Source organism: Photorhabdus aballayi (assembly GCF_026153155.1).
Classification (GTDB): Bacteria; Pseudomonadota; Gammaproteobacteria; order Enterobacterales; family Enterobacteriaceae; genus Photorhabdus; species Photorhabdus luminescens.
Window position 1 is genome coordinate 1 of record NZ_JAPFCD010000018.1, and the last position, 14,561, is coordinate 14,561.

At 36.8% G+C, this 14,561-nt stretch carries 12 protein-coding genes; 6 read left to right on the forward strand and 6 right to left on the reverse strand.

The genetic code is table 11. The features are described 5' to 3' along the window. The first annotated feature begins 235 nt into the window (after positions 1-235). The 3 genes from OO184_RS11390 (at position 236) to OO184_RS11400 (ending at position 3,232) form a co-directional block, all read left to right on the forward strand. Positions 236-1,165: a nucleoside hydrolase gene (locus OO184_RS11390; RefSeq protein WP_265379288.1), complete on the forward strand. Its 930-nt coding sequence runs from the start codon at positions 236-238 to the stop codon at positions 1,163-1,165. 26 nt (positions 1,166-1,191) lie between these two features. Continuing rightward, positions 1,192-2,184, forward strand: a complete 993-nt coding sequence (add, locus tag OO184_RS11395) for an adenosine deaminase (RefSeq protein ID WP_265379289.1) — start codon at positions 1,192-1,194, stop codon at positions 2,182-2,184. 361 nt (positions 2,185-2,545) lie between these two features. Continuing rightward, a complete protein-coding gene (locus tag OO184_RS11400) occupies positions 2,546-3,232 on the forward strand; it encodes a Crp/Fnr family transcriptional regulator (protein WP_265379290.1) in 687 nt (228 codons plus the stop codon). A gap of 78 nt (positions 3,233-3,310) precedes the next feature. Here OO184_RS11400 and OO184_RS11405 read toward each other — a convergent pair whose 3' ends face one another. The 4 genes from OO184_RS11405 to OO184_RS11420 are packed head-to-tail and all read right to left on the reverse strand — an operon-like array spanning position 3,311 to position 8,015. Continuing rightward, a complete protein-coding gene (locus OO184_RS11405; RefSeq protein WP_265379291.1) occupies positions 3,311-4,843 on the reverse strand; it encodes an asparagine synthetase B family protein in 1,533 nt (510 codons plus the stop codon). A gap of 35 nt (positions 4,844-4,878) precedes the next feature. Next, complete coding sequence (gene aroA, locus OO184_RS11410; RefSeq protein WP_265379292.1) at positions 4,879-6,234, reverse strand: 3-phosphoshikimate 1-carboxyvinyltransferase; 1,356 nt, start codon at positions 6,232-6,234, stop codon at positions 4,879-4,881. Between the two features lie 28 nt (positions 6,235-6,262). After that, a complete protein-coding gene (locus OO184_RS11415) occupies positions 6,263-7,567 on the reverse strand; it encodes a carboxyvinyltransferase (protein ID WP_265379293.1) in 1,305 nt (434 codons plus the stop codon). A 49-nt stretch (positions 7,568-7,616) separates the two neighbouring features. Continuing rightward, entirely contained in the window at positions 7,617-8,015 is a 399-nt protein-coding gene (locus tag OO184_RS11420; protein WP_265379294.1) for a RidA family protein, read from the reverse strand. A gap of 427 nt (positions 8,016-8,442) precedes the next feature. Here OO184_RS11420 and OO184_RS11425 point away from each other — a divergent pair, with 427 nt between their 5' ends. The 3 genes from OO184_RS11425 to OO184_RS11435 are packed head-to-tail and all read left to right on the forward strand — an operon-like array spanning position 8,443 to position 10,837. After that, entirely contained in the window at positions 8,443-9,723 is a 1,281-nt protein-coding gene (locus OO184_RS11425) for an ATP-grasp domain-containing protein (RefSeq protein ID WP_265379295.1), read from the forward strand. A gap of 15 nt (positions 9,724-9,738) precedes the next feature. Continuing rightward, the gene (locus OO184_RS11430) at positions 9,739-10,584 is read left to right on the forward strand and encodes an EamA family transporter (protein WP_265379296.1); all 846 of its coding nucleotides are present in this window, start codon (positions 9,739-9,741) and stop codon (positions 10,582-10,584) included. Between the two features lie 49 nt (positions 10,585-10,633). Continuing rightward, positions 10,634-10,837, forward strand: a complete 204-nt coding sequence (locus OO184_RS11435; protein ID WP_265379297.1) for a hypothetical protein — start codon at positions 10,634-10,636, stop codon at positions 10,835-10,837. Positions 10,838-10,941: 104 nt separating this feature from the next. Here the strand turns inward: OO184_RS11435 and ppx are convergent, their stop codons facing one another. Together ppx and ppk1 are read right to left on the reverse strand one after the other, a co-directional pair. Then, positions 10,942-12,474 carry an exopolyphosphatase gene (gene ppx, locus OO184_RS11440; RefSeq protein WP_265379298.1) on the reverse strand — a complete coding sequence of 511 codons (1,533 nt, stop codon included), beginning with the start codon at positions 12,472-12,474 and terminating at the stop codon, positions 10,942-10,944. A gap of 3 nt (positions 12,475-12,477) precedes the next feature. Continuing rightward, entirely contained in the window at positions 12,478-14,547 is a 2,070-nt protein-coding gene (gene ppk1, locus OO184_RS11445) for a polyphosphate kinase 1 (RefSeq protein ID WP_265379299.1), read from the reverse strand. Positions 14,548-14,561 lie beyond the last annotated feature (14 nt).

Below are 14,561 nucleotides of genomic sequence, written 5' to 3' on the forward strand. Positions count from 1 at the left end.
AAATAACTGTGATTGCCTATCTTAGTCGGCTATTTTTCTTAATGTTTTATATATATAAATACTATTTAGGACATATTTTTACAAATTGTTTATTAGCGGAAGATTGTGAAGTAAATCACATATTGGTTATTTATCTCTGTGCATATTGTTTCTGGATTCTGGAAAAAGGTCATGTGACTTTTTTTTGGCGGAGCTTATAGACTAATGTAAGGAATATGATAAAGGGAAATAGGCTATGAGACATTTCATTATTGATACGGATACGGCTTCTGATGATGCAGTTGCATTACTGATGGCGCTCCGTGAGCCTTCAGTTTTTATTGAAGGCATCACTATTGTTGCCGGTAATTGCGCTATTGATCAATGTAGAAAAAATGCGTTGGTCAGTATTGAAAAAGCAGGAACATATATTCCTCCAGTATATGAAGGAATGAGCAAACCATTATTTAGAGATCACTATACTTCATATCATATTCATGGAAAAGAGGGTATGGGTAATATGAATTTATCAGAGTCTTCGTTAATAGTAGAAGATAAACATGCAGTAGATGCAATTATTGATATTGTGAGAAAATTTCCTGGTGAGATAGAGATAATCACTTTGGGACCATTGACAAATATTGCAATGGCTGTCTTAAAAGATCCGGATTTATACAAATTTGTTAAAGTGATTTATATTATGGGTGGTTCTGGATTGAAGCCGGGTAATATTACACCATTAGCTGAATTCAATATTTATTCTGATGCCGAAGCAGCGCATATAGTATTGAATTCTGGATTGCCTCTTATATTTTGTGGATGGGAGTTAGGTATGGAGGAGGCTTTTATTGATGAGTTTGATATGGATAAATTAAATTCTTTAGGTGATCTTGGTCAGTTTGCCGTGAGCTGTAATGAAACATTGATTGAATTCAATGCAGGAAGGACGAATAGAAAAGGATTTGATCTGCCTGATCCTATCACAATGGCTATTGCTTTATATCCGAATGAAATGATAGAGGATAAATTAGAGGCGTATGGTTATGTTGAATATCAAAGCGCACGTTCATATGGGCATTTAGTTATTGACTCAACCGATCTTCTCAATCATCCCCATAATATGACTGTGGTGACCAAAATCAAGGATAAGATATTTAAGCATAAACTATTTACATTATTATCGTAATTTTAATCATATTAGGAGGATAAAAGATGAATTTTAATCCTGATTTACTGAGAAAGGTAGAGTTACATACGCATCTTGATTGTGGGTTAAGTTATCATTTCGTTAGAAAGCTTATTCCTGATATTACCTATAAGTCATTTTGTGAGAAATATATTGCCCCTGAAAAATGCCATGATTTAGGTGATTTTTTAAATAAGATCATGCCTTCATTGAATTTATTACAAAAAAGGGATGTGATAGCCGATGCTGTGGAAGATCTTTTCATACAATTGAAAGACGATAACGTAGTCTATGCTGAGATTAGATTTGCACCTTTACTTCATCTTCGTTTAGGATTAAATGAGCGCGATATTGTAGAAATTGTTTTGGAGGCAATGAAAAATTCTTCAATCAAATATGGTATAGCAGCAGGTTTAATATTATGTACATTGCGGCATTTTTCAGAAGATCAAAGTTTGAGAACCGCATATCTTGTCAATGAATATTCTAATTACGGTGTTGTTGCTCTTGATCTTGCTGCCGATGAGGCAAGATATCCACTTAATGCGCATTTGAATGCGTTTAGAATGGTGTTGGAAAATGGTGGTAATGTGATTGCGCATGCAGGAGAAGCGAAAGGGGCTGAAAGCGTGCGTGAGACTATCAATAAATTAAATATTTCTCGTATAGGTCATGGTGTCAGAAGTATTGAAGATCGAGATGTTATTGATCTTCTTATAGAAAGAAATATACATTTAGAAATTTGCCCGACATGTAATATTGTTTGCGATATTTATGATATCTATGAAAACCATCCAATTAATTTTTTAAAAGAGGTTGGTGTAAATATTGGGGTTAATACAGATACTCGGACAGTTGCAAATATCAGCTTATGTGAAGAATATTTTAAGATTAATCGATACTTTGGTTGGCAGTATAATGATTTTATTGAAATAAATTTGAATGCGTTATATTCTTCCTTTGGTAGTAATGAACTGAAAAGCCGATTGGAAAAGGAAATAGTGAGATTGCCATTGTGAAAATTAAAATTCTATTTATCTTTGTGCATAATGAGAGAAATTTCCATCAAATATATTATCTGTAATCTGTAATCTGTAATCTGTAATCTGTAATCTGTAATCTGTAATCTGTAATCTGTAATCTGTAATCTTTACCCTATGTGACCGGGGTGAGCGAGTGCAGCCAACAAAGAGGTAACTTGAAAGATAACGGGTATATACCTAATAGATTTCGAGTTGCAGCGAGGCGGCAAGTGAACGAATCCCCAGGAGCATAGATAACTATGTGACTGGGGTGAGTGAAAGCAGCCAACAAAGAGGTAACTTGAAAGATAACGGGTATACTTAGTTATGGCGTAATTTAAGACATAGTGGATTAGATATGGATCGGGATAAAGAGAATAAATTGAAAGATTATGTTGATAAATATCATCTTGATAGCATTCTGCCAGCAGCATTTATGCCAAAATTAGATGTGGTTGAAGTTAAGAAAAATACCTATCTTACACACCAGTCATCAATTTTTACTCATATCTATATTTTAGTTGAGGGTAAACTAAAGGTTGAGTTTTATAATATTAATGGAAAATTTTTTGTTTTTGCCTTTGCTAATCCTCTTTTTCTTATTGGAGATTTAGAGCTTTTTCATTCCCAAGGAGATAACATAATTAATACTGTCTTTGCTCAGGAGCGAGCAGTACTGCTATCAATTCCGTTAGAGACGGTAAGGATATTTGGATTAACAGATCCTAGATTTCTTCAATTTGTTTGTAAACAACTCAGTAATAAGCTTTTTGAGTCTTCTTTATTTCGAACGAGCGTATTTTTAACTGTTGAGGATAAGTTAAAGCGATTTCTTTACTATCATTCGAAAAGCAATGGAACTGTGTTGGTATTAGAGAAAAGGGAAGATTTAGCATCTGTTTTAGGTGTTTCAGTCAGGCAATTAAATAGAGCTATTAAGAGTTTGAATGAAAAAGGGATAATTATGTCAAAGAATAAGAACGTTGAAATTATTGATTATGATTTTTTAAAAAGAGATATTGATTTTCAATTTAATGTTAATTGATGAAAGTAAAAAATTCTATTTTCAAATGGCTGCATTGTTAGCAGAATAAACAATGCAGCAATCAACATAATGGTTAAATTACGATATAAAATTAAAGTAACCAGATTCTGAAAAATCTTTGCCAGATTCTTTGAAACGTTCTTTTGGTAGTGGGTAGCCAAAAGCGAGATATTTTTCAGCGAAATAGAGAGAGCTTTGATTGGTTAAGCCGATAGAATTAAGTTTATCAACAATGCTCTCTGGTAGATCACATTTGGCCTCTTTAATGTAATCAATGATAGTATTTTTTACACCGCTACCATCTGGCATTCTTATTTTTGGTCTGTCAATGATATATTCGGGTATTTTTCCTCTGAATGCTTCACGTAAAATATGTTTTTCTACCCCATTATTGAGTTTGTAAGAGAAATCCAGGCTTAAAACGTAAGGAACCAGTGCTGAATCCATAAAGGGAACCCTTGCTTCAACAGTATTTCTCATGCTTGCTCGATCAACTCTTTGTAAATCAGTTCTATGAAGGTTATTTAATCGATATAAGGAGAGTTGATGGGGGGCTGGGTAGGTCTTAAATAAATCGTAGCCAGCAAAAATTTCATCACTACCTTCTCCACATAAAGCAATTTTAAAGCCAAGGCGGTTAGCAATATAATAGCCAAAATGAGCAATATTCGAATCAATGGCATCGATTTGTTCGAAAAATTCACCATAATAGATAGCATCTTGGATATTATTGATTAATTCTTCTTGAGTAAACGTATATATAATGTGTTTTATCTTATTCTCAGAGCAATATCTTTGGGCAATTTCAATGTCTTTTGAGCCGGGTAACCCAAATGAAATTGCTGTAACATCGTGGTGATATTTGTGTGCAAGATACAGCACGATGGTGCTGTCTATGCCGCCGCTAAACATAATTGATATGGGCAAATCTGTGTCAACCCGCTTTCTAACTGCATTATCTAACAGTGAATAGACTTTTTCTTTTGCCTGTTCGAAATTGTCATTGCTTGCAGAAATATTGGTGTCGTAGCTAATATATTTCTCACTGGTAAAGCCGTCGAAAATTGAACCGGGTTCAACGGGTATAATTTCTGAGTTAAATTCGATTAATGATTTTATTTCTGACGCCACATACCAGTTACCCTCTTTTTGGGTGTAATAGAGTGGCTTTATTCCGACATGATCTCTTCCTAATAAGAATTTATTATTCTTATTATCAAATAGAATAAAACTAAACATGCCATCTAATTTTTTAATAAATGACTTACCATAGCAAATATAGGCAATTAGGGCGACTTCTGCATCACCGCCATTTTTAAATTGATAACCTTGTTTAGTTAATTCATCTCGAAGCGACTTATAATTATAAATTTGACCATTCAGCACAAGATGAAGATCATGTTCTTGATTTGATATGGGTTGATAGGCTGAATCACGTTCGACAATGGCAAGTCTGTTGGTTGCGATTGCAAAATTATTTCTGACAACCTTCTCATTAAACCGAGATGCATCACCTCGATGCGCTATTTTTGACATTATAATCTGTAGCTTATTTTCAATATCATTAATAAGCCTGTTTTCTGTATTAAAAATACCACCAATTCCACACATAGTGAATTCCTTTGGTTAAGAGTTATCAATGATGTTTAAACGTCTTCTGGTATAGGGCCAGAATATTTTAATTCATTCACATCGGCGCCTAATGTGGATATTTCGGCGAAATACTCTGGATAGGTTTGACCAACATGATATGGCTCACTAATAATGAGTGGTTCATCACAATGTAAACCTATGGTTGTGAGCGCCATGATTAATCCATGATCGTAATGACCATCAACAATAACACCGCCTTTATATCCATATGGGTTGCCATAAATAATTAATTGGTCTAGCTTCTCTTCGGATCTAACCCCTATTTTGTCTAACTCCCGCCGGAAATCAGAAATTCTGTCTGATTCTTTATAGCGGATATGTTCAATGTTATAGAAAACGCTTTTACCGTCGGCAAACGCAGCTAATGCAGCAAGTGCAGGTACAGCATCTGGTGCTAATGAACCATCGAAATCCTGCGCTTTTAGGGTGCCGCCAGAGCGAATATTGAGACAATCTTCTCTGGTAAAGCTGATTTTCGTTCCGCTGTTAATTAAATAGTCCACTACCGCGCCATTACCTAATTCTTCCTCAAAGAAACCGTTTAGGGTGACGTCAGAATTCAGTGAGGCGCAAAGTGCAACGATCGCTGCCGTGCTGGCTGGATCAGCGCCGACGCTAAATTCTGATGGGATAAATCGACTCTTTCCTGTCGTAAAGAAATTGCGGAATTTATCGTCATGCTCAATATTAATGCCGGCTTTGCGTAAATTATTAATTGTCGTGTGAACCATCGATGGCGCGGTAATGGTATCGGTGACTTTTATTTGCAGATCTCGTTCACTAATAGCACCTAAATAAAGTAGTCCACTCAGGAATTGAGAGCTTTTTCTGCATGAAATTTCAGTGTAACTACCGATGTTTCTATCTGATTTCATGCTTATTGGTAAAAGTGAATCAGGCCCAACTGCGGTGCACTGAATATTGAGTAATTTTAGTGCATTGACCATTTCTGATTGTGATCGCGTACCTAACGAGTGACTATATTCTGTAATAAATTCAGTATCAGGCAAATAACCGGATACACCCATTAATAGCCGTAATACAACGCCAGAATTACCAGGGTTAAAGATGATTTTTTTATCAATTTTTCTGACATCTATGCCTGCTACGATTGTCCCTGTAATATCACTATTAAATGATGCTCCTAAATGGGAACAGTTTAATTTCATTGCTGTTGTATTGTTCCCTGATGCCATGTTATTTATTTTACTTGTACCTTCCGTTAATGATGCAGTCAGAATGGCGCGAGTTGAAGAGCTTTTTGAGGCAGGTAAAGTTATTGAACCATTTAGTGATTTGGTTTTGTTTATTTCGATAAATGGCGGATGATTATTACCATAATACTTCATATTTTTATCTCGCTTATTATACTGTTAGCTAACTTATTCTAGCCCCGAGAGAGCTTAAGGATTGAATAAATCCAGGAAAACCATCATCTAGTTTATGTATATGATTAATGGTTGTTGGTTCTCTTGCCCCTAGTGATGCAATAATATTAGATGCGCAAATTCGATGATCATAATAACTGAATATTTCAACGCCGCCTTTTAATGGCCCGTTACCGTTAATCCTTATTTTGTTGAAAGCGCCAGTATCATTAAAAATTAAATAACTTTTTCCTCCCATCATGCGTATATTTTCGTTGATAATAAATGCTCGTTGACATTTATGATTGTTTATAGCATTAAGACCGGAAAATGTGATATCTTCATTGCCATTAATCGCTGCCGCGATAATATTAGTGGCAACCGAAGGGAGTTCATTTAAATGGATTTCATCTGTAATAGTGTTATGTTCCTCTTTTAAGATGATATTAAGATTATTCTTAATTGGATTGTAGATTAAATTCATGCCAAATTTTTTATATATGTCAAATAATACTTTTTCGTTAATGGTATTACCCAGATAATAACTTTTTATGGTGACTTTACTTGGTCGATTAATACTTAATATTGACGAAGCGATGTAGCTTAGTGATGTAAAATCCGAAGGGATGTTGATAGTAATATCCTTTGATTGATATTCAGTTGAAATAAATGTGCTGCCTATTTGGGTGATTTTACTTCCCAGTAACGCCATCATTTTAATTGTTATATCGACATATCCATTCTTAGTTTCGCCGTTATTGTTAATGATAATACTTTTCCCTTTAATAAATGGCGAAACAAGAAGAGAGAATGACAGGAATTGCGTACTCTTATTGAAGTTTAATGGTGACTGTGACGGATATATTCTTCTGGAAACGATGACGATATTTTCTTCTCGCTTTTCCGCAAAGACATTCAGGTATGAAAAAAATGATTCATCATACAGGCTTTCTCTGTTAAACAGTGAATCATTGCATTTTATATAAACTTCTTTTTCTGTCAGTGACGCTAAAGCGACACTGATTCTAAACAACATACCAGAGCCATTAGCATTAATAATCCCATTGCAATGATATATTGGATGTGTTCCTTTCAATATAATATGATTTTCACCTCGATCCTGAATTTTCAATCCAAACTGTTGTAACGCGATAAGCAGATCCTCTGTTTCGGTACACCACGATATGTTATTTATGGTTGTTGTTTCTTCATTCAACAATGCTAATAGTAGCGCTCTTTGGATATGAGGCTTAGATGATGGTATGACTATTTCCCCATTAAGATTGGAACCGGGGAGCACGCTAATTTTGTTCATGCCAAGCCTCCAGTAGATCAATTACCATTGGTATTATTCTTTAATTTAACTATTTGCTATCAATAGCAATAGTCGTAATTTCAACGTAATGTTCTGTCTTCACCATTGATTTAACTGCAATGGTGGTATTGACTGGACGTATATCGCCAAATTTTTCATTAAATGCTCGACAGTAATCATCGAAATGTTGGAAATCTGTTAAATGTGTTACTGTGCTGACAACATCAGTCAGTTCTGCACCAAGCTCTTTTAAATATTTCTCAATTTTTTCTATGATAAATAGAGTTTGCTCGTAAGCATTTTCTCCCATAACATTTCCATCACCGTCTGAAGCGACACATCCTGCAATAAAGATCTGATTGCCAACTCTTTTTCCTCTCGAATACCCCATTTTATTTTCCCACGGAGAGGGGCTGAATACTGTTTTTCTAATTTCATGAGATGACATAAATACTCCTATAAATGAAAATATATAAGAAGAAGATTTGGGAACAATAAATTAATTTAAACAATTTATTCCGTTAACTAAAAAATATCCGTAAATCAATGCAGTATTAATAAAAGTATATAAAGTCTGATATGTCAAATAAAATTAATTATTAAAATAGAATAATTGTTTATTTTTTTATTTTAAAAATGAATAAATATTTTCTCTGGGTGGAAAAATTATTTTTTATGAAAAGATTTCTATTATTATTGAATTAGTTATGTATTAAAGGACTAAGTCTGGTTGTATTCTGATTGTTTTTGTATTTGAAAGTCACCTTAGTTGGAACTATACATGATGATTAGGTTATCTTAATTTTGATGTAGGTTTTATTTATTAATAAAAATAGATGATTTAAAGAGTAAATAAAATGAGTATAGAGTAATAATTGTTAACTGATGATGGGGGAGATATGGGCGTTTTTATTTTTATTGAAGCAAGACCGGTTGAATGTTTAGCGATTGATTATATTAGAAGTTTAGGATTTTCTCCTGTATTATTTACGTCAATGGAATCAATGAATAAGGGATTATATGATGATTTGAAGAAGGAATTATTTGATAATATTTATTATTTAGATACGAGAAGTAGTACAGATATCATTAATTTAATTAAAGATAACGGCATTGCTATTGCTGCGATCTTGGGCTGTTATGATGATTTTATGATTGTGGCGTCTGAAGTGGCGTTGGAATTTGGTTTACCTCACTCGGATATAGAGGGTTTGAGGAATGCATTTAGTAAGAAGAATGTTAGGGATATCCTGGCACAACATGGTTATGAACAACCTGCCTACGAGGTTTTTGCTTATAATAATATGCCAGAAAATCCTAAAGTTCCTTTTCCGTTTGTTATTAAGCCACTTCGTGATGCGGGGGCTTATGGGGTATCACTTTGTAAATCTTTAGATGATTACCACCATGTGATTGCGGAAATTTCATCTAATGGCTCAATATCAATGCTTGGAGAAGTCAATGAGGAGTTCTTGATAGAGGAATTCCTGCAAGGAAATTTTTATGGGGCTGAATTGGTTTATAGTCATGATGAATGGCATTTAATTGGTATCAATAGAATTTTTGTTTCTCCTGATGATAGCTTGTGTATGACAGGTTTATCTCATCCTGCTGAGTTGTCTGAATTTGAATTTACAATGGCTTGTAAGCTTGTTAAAGAGTGGGTAACCGTTTTGGGATTACGGGGTGGCGTAATAAATGTAGAATTTATTTATACCTCTCGTGGGCCTGTATTAGTTGAAATTAATTTGCGCATAGCGGGCGCCAGAGCGGCTCAACAGGTCCTCATGACCACTGGGATTAATATGGTCAAATACTTGGTAGACTTTGTTTGTGGTATCGAAAGTTTTATATCGCCAGAATCGGAAAAAGTTTATCCATTTGTCGCTGATGCATTTATTTTTTATCGTGGTGAGGGAATTGTTAATGATATCAGGATAGATGCTGATATCCCTTATTTCATCTCCGCAGGGTTTAAAAAAACACCTTTTACTATTTTATCCAAAAGTAGAAGTTTATCCAAAAGTAAAAGTTCATCGAAAAATAAAAATTTTGGTTCTATTGTCGGTTATGTTCTGGCTTATGGTAATAGCTGCGAGGAAGCGATGGAAAATGCTACATGTATTGCTAATAGCGTACAGTTAAAAACAAATTAATAAGAGATTATCATTATGGCTATTCTGATGGGATTGATTTCAGCATTATGCTGGGGAAGTACTGATTTTTTGGCAGGGCAAGTGGCAAGAAAAATCGGCGTTGCTAAGTCTTTATTCTATAGTCAGCTATTTGGTTTTTTTGTTTTATCATTGTTGCTGTTTTTTTATTTTGAGATGTCGTTTGTTAATGCAAGCTTTTTTCAATTGACCATTTGTGTTGTTGCTTCGGTTTGCAATTTAATGGCAATGGTGTTTCTGCTTAAAGCATTATCGATCGGCAAAGCTTCGATTGTCGCGCCGATTGTTTCGCTTTATGGCGCCGTTACCACGATTTTGTCACTGATAAATGGGAAACCAATGACCGCTTTGGTTCTGTTTAGTCTATTTATGTGTATTGTTGGTGCTTGTCTAACCAGTATACCCAAATCAAAAGATGGACAACGAGAATCATCCGGCTCAATTTTCTTTGCACTTTTATCTTCACTGATGTTTGGTTTAGGTTTCTGGCTGCAAGGGGAATTTGCTGTTAGAGATCTGGGGGTTATTAATGCATTATGGGTTTACTATTTAACTGCTGTGGTTGTTTTGTTCCTCACATTGTTAAAAAAAGGGAATTTATCATTACCGCCGATTTCAATTATCGCTCTGGTTTTTTCAATTAGTTTCTTTAGTTTGATCGGGTTTGCTTCATTAGCTTACGGTTCTGCAACGGGACATGTTGCCGTTGTTACCGTTTTGAGTTCATTGGCAAGTGGAGTCACTGCCTTATTAGGCTTTTTTATTCGCAGAGAACGGTTGAGCCGAATTCAGTGGATTGGCATTGTGGTAATAATAGTGGGTGTCATTCTTTTGAAATTATGACATTGATAATCGTTTGTTTCCCCGAAGAGTTCGGGGAAACAGTGAGGTAATGACATTGATTATTTCATTTGATGATTTTCACTTTTCTCTATTATGTCTTGTTTGTTTTGTTGATGATGCTCTAATGCCGCTATGGATGAATATACCCGTTATCTTTCAAGTTGCTTCTTTATTGGCTGCGCTCACTCACCCCGGTCACATAGTTCGCTGTGCTCCCGGGGATTCGCTTCCTTGCCGTCGCGATGCATCTTGAAATCCATAGGGTATAAATGAAACGGCCAGATAAAATCAAAAAGCTAATAAGTAAAACTAGTTTAGTTATCTGAGATCGCTTCTTTTTTTCATGGTCTGAAATCGTTATATTGATTCCTCGGCTATTTCTAATTGCCAACCCGTAACGTTATGCCAGTAACCTTGCTCTTTTTCCAGATCAAGCTGCATCAGGGTGTTTTCTGATAAATAATTGTGAGGCAGATAGAGTGCCCAATGACTATCATCAGTAACCAGTCTGAGTGATTCAGGCGTGGTTGTGGATTGGCGTTGATTATTGAGTAACGTTGCCAAACGTAGGATTTGAATTAATGGCAGATACTGTTTTTTCTTGAATAAATTGAATCTTGGCAAATCATCCAGTTTTATTGTTTTACGATGACAGCGAACCAAGGTTGCCAGTAGTAATTGTTGTTCCTGATTAAAGCCTGGTAAATTGGTGTTTTGCAGAATATAGGCAGAGTGTCGTTGTAATCCGCTTAAGTTAATACTTAATCCAACTTCATGTAGCATTGCTGCCCAGTGTAAAATCGCTTCGAGTTGAGGTTGAACCAGTTTGGGGTTCTGCATTGCCCACTGTTTGTAAAGTGTTTCCGTCGTATTAAGTACCCGCTTGGCCTGTTCTCTGTCGATATTATAGTGTTCAGCTAAGCTTTTTGCGGTTCTCTGGCGAATATCTTGATGACGGAAACGGCCTTCCATTTCATACAAAACACCTTCACGTAGCGCACCGTCTGAGAGTTGTAACGTTTTTATGTGCAGGGCATCGAATATACCGCATAAGATAGCCAGGCCAGGAATAAAAAAATGTTTACGATCGTCTGATAATCCAGGTAAGTCGAAGGTTTTTAATTTTTTGAATTTGAGTATTTCTTTGACTAACATCTCCAATCGTTCAGGGGTGATTAATCCGTCCTTTTCCCCCATTGCGACCAGTACTTCATAAACCGCTTTAATTGTCCCGGATGCGCCAAGCGCTGAATTCCAGCCTGTGATGCGATACTGCCATGAGAGATTCTCCAGTTTTTGCGCGGCTTCAAGCCGTGCTCTGCGGAATTTTTCTGCACTAATTTCGTCATCGGGAAAAAATTGGTGGGCGAAACTAATGCATCCCATGCGGCGGCTTTCTACCAATAAGGGTTCAAAATTTTCACCAATCACCAGTTCGGTGGAGCCGCCGCCAATATCAATCACCAGCTTACGGTCTTTTTCCGGTTGCGTATGTTCCACGCCCATATAGATTAGACGGGCCTCTTCATGGCCGGAAATAATTTCAATCGGGTAGGGGATAACATCTTTAGCGCGTTTGATAAATTCTTTTGCATTACTGGCTTCACGTAAGCTGTGAGTGCCCACCAGACAAACATTATCAGCAGGAAAGCCTTGTAATCGTTCAGCAAATAGGGCCAAGCAGGCCAGACCGCGCGCCATTGCTTCTTCGCTTAATCGATTGTTGTGGTCAAGGCCGTCGGCAAGATGGACGCGTTGTTTTAAACGGCTCAGGATCTGAAATGCACCGTTAACAATTCGTGCGATAATCATATGAAAACTGTTTGAACCCAGATCAATAGCCGCAATTTCTATTGGTCTGGGTGTCGGTTTGTCGTGTGTTAGCGGCATAAATTAAGCTCTTGGTTCAGGTTGTTCGAGGGCTTTTATATAGTCATAAATAGCCAGTTGTGCCCGGATTTTCCGCTTATTACCCCTTGGCACATAACTATTGCTCAGTTCTTTATCAACGTAACGGGCTTTTACCGTATCATTGAATTGTAATTCGAGAATATCCAGTACCCGTTGTTTTAATTGTGGATCAAGTAAGCAAACCGCAACTTCAATTCGGTAATCGATATTACGGGTCATCCAATCGGCAGATGAGAGAAAGACTTTTTCATCTCCGTCATTAGTGAATACGTAAACTCGATCATGTTCGAGGAAACGGTCAACGATACTGGTGATCTGAATATTTTCGCTAAATCCTGGTTGATTGGGCACTAGCGAACACATACCGCGTATCAGTAGACGTATTTTTACCCCCGCTTCTGAAGCGTCGTATAAGCGGTCCACCAGCTCTTTATCAACCAGATTATTAATCTTTAACGTGATGCCTGCGGGCTTATTTGCTCTAGCGTTGGCGATTTCCTGTGAAATAAGCTGGTTGAGCATCGCGCGGGAATTTTGCGGCGAAACCATCAGGTTTTCAAATTTAACCGGACGGTAAGGATTTTCAATGAAGTTGAATACTCGGCGCACTTCGTTAGTAATTTGCGGATTGGCTGTCAGCAAGGAGTAGTCGGTGTAGAGGCGAGCTGTTTTTTCATTAAAATTACCGGTACCAATGTGGGCATAGCGAACAATTTCTTCACCTTCCCGACGGGAAATAAAGAACAATTTTGCGTGAATTTTTAGTCCCGGTGCGGAGAAAATGACATGTACACCTGCTTCGGTTAGCCGTTTGGCCCAATGAATATTGGCTTCTTCATCAAATCGGGCCTGTAATTCAACCACAACGGTCACTTTTTTACCGTTATGGGCTGCATGGATCATGGAATCAATAATGCGGGAATCTTTTGCTACCCGATAAATGTTGATCTTGATGGAAAGTACATTGGGATCGAAAGAAGCCTGACGTAATAATTCCAGTACATGTTCAAAGGTGTGATAGGGATAGTAGAGCAGTACATCTTGTTCACGAATCGCATCAAAACCATTGCGGAAATTATCAAACCAGGTGTGTCGTAATCTCGGCAGAGGTTTATTGAGTAGATTTCTCTTCCCCTCATTGGGGAATTTAATGAAATCTTTAAAATTGTGATAGCGTCCGCCGGAAATCACCGAGTCATCGTTTGACAAGCCAAGTTTGCTACGCAGTAATTCCACCATTTCATCTGGCATTTCTCGCTGATAAACGAATCTTACTGGTTCCGCTGTCAGCCGTTGTTTCAATGTAGATGACATGAGTTCGAGCAAGCTTGATTCCATCTCGGTTGCTAAATCATATTCAGAATCACGGGTCATTTTCATTGAATAGGCGTTCAGTGAATCATAATCGAAAAAGCCTTTGAAAATTTCATCAAGACAATAACGCATAATATTGTCTAGCAGGATCATTGATTTGCGGCGGTGTGGCATTTCAGGCGGCAAGTTAACAAAACGTGGCACCTTATCTGACGGAATTTCCAATAGCGCATATTGGATATTCTGGCCGTGGACAATTTCAACTGCCAGATAAGTGTAGTCATCTTTCAGAAATTCAACCAGGTTGGTTTCTGGATTGATCAGGATTGGCGTCGTGTGCGGCCGCAGATGTTGACGAAAATATTGGCGTAACCAGATTTGTTGATTTGGTGAAATTTGTCGTTCATTGATGAGAAAAATTTGATTACGAGCTATTTCTAGTAGCAATTCATTATAGAGTACATCAAATTCTTGGTCGGTTTTAGCCACTTTAGCTTGAATTTTTTTCAATACATTCCGAGCGCTGGCGGCTGATCCTCGTTCTTCATTAATTAATATCCGCCGTTTTACATCAGCAAAACGGACTTTGTAAAATTCATCCAGATTATTGGAGTAAATACCAAGGAACCGCATCCGTTCTATTAATGGATTGCTCTTATCCGCTGCTTCTTGAAGCACACGTTCGTTGAATGATAACCAACTAAGTTCTTTCTCGGTATAGAGCCTGTCTTGGGACATTGTTACTCCAGGTG

What these genes read in the sequence shown, in the direction of transcription:
- OO184_RS11390 (WP_265379288.1), top strand. Translation starts at nt 236, where the DNA reads ATGAGACATTTCATTATTGATACGGATACGGCTTCTGATGATGCAGTT.
- add (WP_265379289.1), top strand. Translation starts at nt 1,192, where the DNA reads ATGAATTTTAATCCTGATTTACTGAGAAAGGTAGAGTTACATACGCAT.
- OO184_RS11400 (WP_265379290.1), top strand. Translation starts at nt 2,546, where the DNA reads ATGGATCGGGATAAAGAGAATAAATTGAAAGATTATGTTGATAAATAT.
- OO184_RS11405 (WP_265379291.1), bottom strand. Translation starts at nt 4,843, where the DNA reads ATGTGTGGAATTGGTGGTATTTTTAATACAGAAAACAGGCTTATTAAT.
- aroA (WP_265379292.1), bottom strand. Translation starts at nt 6,234, where the DNA reads ATGAAGTATTATGGTAATAATCATCCGCCATTTATCGAAATAAACAAA.
- OO184_RS11415 (WP_265379293.1), bottom strand. Translation starts at nt 7,567, where the DNA reads ATGAACAAAATTAGCGTGCTCCCCGGTTCCAATCTTAATGGGGAAATA.
- OO184_RS11420 (WP_265379294.1), bottom strand. Translation starts at nt 8,015, where the DNA reads ATGTCATCTCATGAAATTAGAAAAACAGTATTCAGCCCCTCTCCGTGG.
- OO184_RS11430 (WP_265379296.1), top strand. Translation starts at nt 9,739, where the DNA reads ATGGCTATTCTGATGGGATTGATTTCAGCATTATGCTGGGGAAGTACT.
- OO184_RS11435 (WP_265379297.1), top strand. Translation starts at nt 10,634, where the DNA reads ATGACATTGATTATTTCATTTGATGATTTTCACTTTTCTCTATTATGT.
- ppx (WP_265379298.1), bottom strand. Translation starts at nt 12,474, where the DNA reads ATGCCGCTAACACACGACAAACCGACACCCAGACCAATAGAAATTGCG.
- ppk1 (WP_265379299.1), bottom strand. Translation starts at nt 14,547, where the DNA reads ATGTCCCAAGACAGGCTCTATACCGAGAAAGAACTTAGTTGGTTATCA.